Source organism: Trinickia sp. (assembly GCF_051961175.1).
Classification (GTDB): Bacteria; Pseudomonadota; Gammaproteobacteria; order Burkholderiales; family Burkholderiaceae; genus Trinickia.
This window is the reverse complement of record NZ_JBQCDN010000423.1, coordinates 1-4,220: the sequence shown is the minus strand read 5'-3', so window position 1 is coordinate 4,220 and position 4,220 is coordinate 1. Positions and strand designations below refer to the sequence as shown.

Genomic DNA, 4,220 nt, shown 5'->3' with positions numbered 1-4,220 from the left:
ACGAGAAGGCAGAAACGCTGATCGCTTGCCACCACGCGTTATTCGAAACGCTCGGCGGGGTGCCGCGCGAGATTCTGTACGACAACGCCAGGACGATCGTGCTCGAGCGCGATGCTTACGGCAAAGGCCAGCATCGGTGGCATCCCGGGCTACTCGATTTGGCGAAGCGCTACGGCTTTATGCCCAGGCTCTGCCAACCCTACCGCGCTCGCACGAAGGGCAAGATCGAGCGCTTCCATCGCTATTTGCGCGGCAACTTCTACGTGCCGTTGTCTAGCTGGCTCAAGCAGTCCGGGATGCTGCTCGACGTGGAAACCGCCAACGCCGAAGTCGCCAAGTGGCTACGCGACATTGCCAACCAGCGGGTGCATCCGGTTACAGGAGCGCCGCCTGCAAGGCTGTTCGAAGAACGCGAGCGAGACACACTGCGCAAGCTGCCCGCGTTCGCAACGAAACTACCAGTGGCGACGCCGGCCGCAAGACCGACGATCTCTTCTTCGTTGCCGCTGCAGCATCCCTTGTCGGTCTATCAGCAATTGCTGACGGAGGTGCGGGCATGAATCTGCAGCAAGAGCGCATCGACGGTCACTGCCAGAGCCTGAAGCTTGAAGGACTTATGCAGCGCTATGTCGCACTGGCCAGCGATGCGGCGGCCAAGCAGTGGAGCTTCCTCGATTTCCTTGAGCATGCACTAGCGCACGAGCGCGAGATGCGGCAACTTCGATCGCGGCAGACGCTCGTGCGCATGGCCGGATTCCCCGCGATCAAGACGTTGGACGATTACGACTACAGTTTCGCCGTCGGTGCGCCACGCAAGGCCATCGACGAATTGGCGACGCTGCGCTTCATCGAGCGCGGCGAGAACGCAGTATTGCTTGGTCCGTCCGGCGTCGGCAAGACGCACCTAGCCATCGCAATCGGCTATGCGGCGACACAAGCGGGCATCAAGACGAAGTTCATCACCGCGGCGGATCTGATGTTGCAGCTCGAAGCGGCCCGACGCCAAGAGCGCTACGACGCCGTCCTTCGGCACAACGTCATCGGGCCGAGGCTGCTGATCGTCGACGAGATCGGCTATCTGCCGCTGTCAGGTGACCAAGCAAGCCACTTCTTCCAGATCGTGGCGAAGCGTTACGAGCGCGGTTCGATGATCCTGACGAGCAACTTGCCATTCACTCAATGGGACGAGACGTTCGGCGGCAACGCCACGCTGACCGCAGCCATGCTCGACCGCATCTTGCATCACGCCCACATCATCCAAATCAAAGGAGACAGTTACCGCCTCAAACAGCAGCGGAAAGCCGGCCACGTCCCGGCATCGAAGACCTAACGACTGGCTCACTTTTACTTTGCGCGCTCATGCGCGAAGTGGCTCAGATTTCGAATGCGCTTGACAGCGTCGTCCTGTTCAGCAGCCGTACGCGCAAGCGCGCTTCGAGTTGCTGGACCAGATGCGTCACCGTGGTCTTGCTCATATGAAGCGTCTCGGCCGCTTTCGTGAAGCTGCCTGCCTCGACTACCCGGACGAAAGCACGCATCGCATCGAAACGGTCCATGAGTGTTTGCCTCGCGTTTGAATTGTTTGCATTTTACAAACTGTCATGGACAGGGTTGGCAGTTTATCGCGCGGGCGCCGGTCGGTAGAGTGAGCTGATCGAAACCAATGACTATCAAAGGAGGTTAATGTGGACAAGCGCGATGTGGTATTTCCGCCGGGGCGTCGGGCGCTGTACGAGCGTAACCGGTATTCTCCGGCGGTACGGGCGAGTGGTTTGCTGTTCGTATCGGGTCAGGTCGGCAGTCGCGAGGACGGAGCGCCTGAGCCTGATCTGCAGGAACAGGTGCGGATTGCTTTTCGAAACCTGAATGCGATCTTGCACGAGGCCGGATGCACGTTCGACGATGTGATGGACGTCACGGTGTTCATGGTCGATCCGCAATCGACATTCGAGCGCGTCTGGCAGGTCGTGCCCGAGTTTTGGGGCGACGCGCCGCATCCGACGCTCACCGCGGTCGGAGTGACCTGGCTTTACGGCTTCGACTTTGAGATCAAGGTCGTTGCGAAGCTTCCGCTCAAGGATTGACGTGTCGGTCGAGCGGGCCAGCGTGTTTCCCGGACGACGAGCGGGGGCCCACTATGGAATGACGACAGTACATCGAAAAGAGACGTAACATCGGGCAGATATCGAAGGACAGCTCAGGGTCGGTTTTAGCCGCTCGCCGCATCTTATGAGCGGTTAGCCAATCGCAGGATCGCCGCAATGCCTTCCTGCATCCGAACCGCGGCCGCCGGATTCGCCGAGTGGACACGCAGACGGGGCGGCTTGAATCCGCGCAGCGCGACGGCTTCTTCGATCCATACCAGCACGTCATAGCCGGTGCCGCGCACGTCGTCGCCGAGGTCGTGGTCGAGGCTAAGTTCGTCGACATCGCCTGTCTCAAGAAGCGCGATCACTTCGGCGGGCCAGTAGACGCGTTTCCAGCCTTCTGGCGCCGAGCGCAGATCGTCGAGATAGACCTTCATGTCGCCACCGTGCTCAAGGTCGTCTTTGGGCCTTTGCCGCGCCGACTCTTTGCAGAAGCAGGAGCGCGGGCGCTGCGACACCTGGCGTCCAGATATGCGGCGTATGCGGTCAGGTCACGGTGCTGATCGTCTTCCTTGCGCCCTCTAACCACTGCCGAGAATTCTTCATTCGTCGTAAGCGCGTTACGGGTGATGTTTGCCGAGCCGGTGATCGCCGTGAAATTTTCGCCGGACTCGAAAAGATACAGCTTCGTGTGCAGGAAGAAATCCTTAACGAGGACGTGTTCAACTCCGAGCTTTTTCAGCGCGGAGATCGCACGCGGTTGAGTGTCACGGTCTCCCACGTTTGAATACACGATGATCCGCGCGCCGCGCGCGACGGCCTGCTTAAGCGCGTCAGAGAGGATTTCGACCCCGCCAGCCTTCAGATGACCGGAGCAGATGAACGCGTTCTCAGCGTCCGCCAGAAAGCCGGTGATGGCGGTCAGGTGGTTGTCAGTGTCGCTCTTGTTGTGGATGAACGTCAGCATGCGGCATCTACGGTTCTTTGAGTGCTAGGTGTTACGAGGACGACATCACCCTGGCTTGGCTGTACCAATCTTGGCGAGACGTGTCTCGCTGGGAACCTAGATTGTAGTTTAGGCCGCGCTTTTAATGCAGATTCTTGCGGAACCGTTAGGCGAAGTTTTATTGACCTGTGTGGTCGATGAAATACATTATCTACATTTCCGACCTATTGTCCGCAGTCAATGGGTCGGAGGGCACTGCGCGCGACCTCGGTATTGAAGTCGACGATGCGCTCGAGATGGCTGAGCAAACTGAAAGTCTGAACGAAGTCGCCCGGCGAGCGGGCGCTTGCCGGCCACATTCGGCCGTTCGACGCGGACGCCTGAATCGTCGACAATGCAGACAAGGCTAATGGAGCATGCTCTGCGACGACAACGACGATGAACATCCGCTTCCCTGAACCGCTTTCATCTGGTGATCTGATCGCTGTAACGGCCCCCTCATCCGGTGTGCCCGCGCATTTGCACCCGCGCCTCGACGAGGCCATCGACGCATTACGAACGCGTGGTTACCGCGTGGCTGAAGGTGAATGTCTTCGCCAACAGTTCAAGTCTGCCAGCGCCGTGCGCGAACAGCGCGCTTCGGAGCTGATGCGATTTCTGACAGAACCCGGAATCGCAGCGGTGATGCCGCCGTGGGGCGGGGAACTCGCCATGGAGTTGCTCCCTCTCATCGATTTCCGCGCATTGGCTGACATGCCGGCCAAATGGTTCTCTGGCTTTTCCGACCTTAGTACACTACATTTGCCCCTCACCACCATTGCCGGTTGGGCTACGTTGCACGGCCCCAATCTGATGCAGATTGGGGGTGCGGATACCGATCCAGTGACGGCCACGATATGGGACGTCCTCACCGCACAGCCCGGCACTTCATTCTCACAAAGCGCTTCGCGATGCCACCAAGGCAGGAACGCACAGGCGGGATTCGTTGCCACTCCGTCGCTCGACCAAGAGACAACCTGGAAACGATTGGACGGCGGTAGATCTGATCTCACGCTCGTCGGTCGGCTCATCGGTGGCTGCCTCGACACCGTATCTCGGCTTGCCGGCACGGCGTTCGGTGACGTGCCGCGCTTTATCGATGCGTTAAAGGACGACGGGATACTTCTCTATCTGGAGAACGCAGAGAT

6 protein-coding genes and 2 pseudogenes are annotated in these 4,220 nt (G+C 59.4%); 4 read left to right on the top strand and 4 right to left on the bottom strand.

What is annotated here, in order from left to right; genetic code table 11:
- A pseudogene (locus ACTHL0_RS24005) lies at nt 1-560 on the top strand (IS21 family transposase); the annotation flags it as partial.
- Nucleotides 557-1,330 (top strand): IS21-like element ISBcen13 family helper ATPase IstB, encoded by a 774-nt coding sequence (gene istB / locus ACTHL0_RS24000; protein WP_440569509.1) that lies wholly within the window; start codon nt 557-559, stop codon nt 1,328-1,330. The pseudogene ACTHL0_RS24005 and the gene istB, both read left to right, overlap by 4 nt.
- Nucleotides 1,331-1,397: 67 nt before the next feature.
- On the opposite strand, the pseudogene ACTHL0_RS23995 reads toward istB, so the two are convergent.
- A pseudogene (locus ACTHL0_RS23995) lies at nt 1,398-1,556 on the bottom strand (LysR family transcriptional regulator); the annotation flags it as partial.
- A gap of 129 nt (nt 1,557-1,685) precedes the next feature.
- Between ACTHL0_RS23995 and ACTHL0_RS23990 the strand changes: the two are divergent.
- On the top strand, nt 1,686-2,084 hold the full coding sequence (locus tag ACTHL0_RS23990) for a RidA family protein (RefSeq protein ID WP_440569507.1): 399 nt from the start codon (nt 1,686-1,688) through the stop codon (nt 2,082-2,084).
- A gap of 143 nt (nt 2,085-2,227) precedes the next feature.
- Here the strand turns inward: ACTHL0_RS23990 and ACTHL0_RS23985 are convergent, their stop codons facing one another.
- The 3 genes from ACTHL0_RS23985 to ACTHL0_RS23975 all read right to left on the bottom strand — a co-directional run bounded on the left by ACTHL0_RS23985 (nt 2,228) and on the right by ACTHL0_RS23975 (nt 3,479).
- A complete protein-coding gene (locus tag ACTHL0_RS23985; protein WP_440569505.1) occupies nt 2,228-2,524 on the bottom strand; it encodes a cyclic-phosphate processing receiver domain-containing protein in 297 nt (98 codons plus the stop codon).
- Nucleotides 2,521-3,054, bottom strand: a complete 534-nt coding sequence (locus ACTHL0_RS23980) for a phospholipase D-like domain-containing protein (protein WP_440569503.1) — start codon at nt 3,052-3,054, stop codon at nt 2,521-2,523. Before ACTHL0_RS23980 ends, ACTHL0_RS23985 begins: the two co-directional genes overlap by 4 nt.
- A 203-nt stretch (nt 3,055-3,257) precedes the next feature.
- Nucleotides 3,258-3,479: a hypothetical protein gene (locus ACTHL0_RS23975; RefSeq protein ID WP_440569501.1), complete on the bottom strand. Its 222-nt coding sequence runs from the start codon at nt 3,477-3,479 to the stop codon at nt 3,258-3,260.
- Here ACTHL0_RS23975 and ACTHL0_RS23970 point away from each other — a divergent pair.
- Nucleotides 3,472-4,220 (top strand): S66 family peptidase (locus ACTHL0_RS23970; RefSeq protein WP_440569499.1); only part of this gene is annotated, 749 nt, incomplete at its 3' end. The genes ACTHL0_RS23975 and ACTHL0_RS23970 overlap by 8 nt on opposite strands.